The sequence below is a fragment of the Brevundimonas sp. GN22 genome, assembly GCF_054824005.1.
Genome location: NZ_JSYD01000174.1, coordinates 1 through 325, shown reverse-complemented (window position 1 = coordinate 325; position 325 = coordinate 1). Strand labels below are relative to the sequence as shown.

Genomic DNA, 325 nt, shown 5'->3' with positions numbered 1-325 from the left:
TGCTGGGGTCGTTACGGCCCGACAAGCAGCAGTCGATAAGGCTTTGGATGAGCAGGTCGAGGCCGGAATTGCGTATGCAACGGCAGCAAATCGGCTTGATCAAATCATGTCCGATATTCGAGCCGGAGCCTACGTCGAGACGCCTGTAGTGGCTCCCGCGGGTGATACGCCTAAGCCAGGCAGTGGCGCTTCAGGACCGACCCCAGAGGAATTGGCCGCCCAACGTCAAATGCTCACCCTACAGGCTCAAATGGGGCTCCTGCAGGCTCAAGGCCGCGAAGATGAAGCGCGCGCAATCCAGCGCCAAATCGACCTTATCAACCTG

At 59.1% G+C, this 325-nt stretch carries 1 protein-coding gene; it reads left to right on the top strand.

Going from position 1 to position 325, the window contains the following annotated elements:
- Positions 1 to 106: 106 nt before the first annotated feature.
- Positions 107 to 325 (top strand): hypothetical protein (locus OB03_RS14640; protein ID WP_461344657.1); only part of this gene is annotated, 219 nt, incomplete at its 3' end.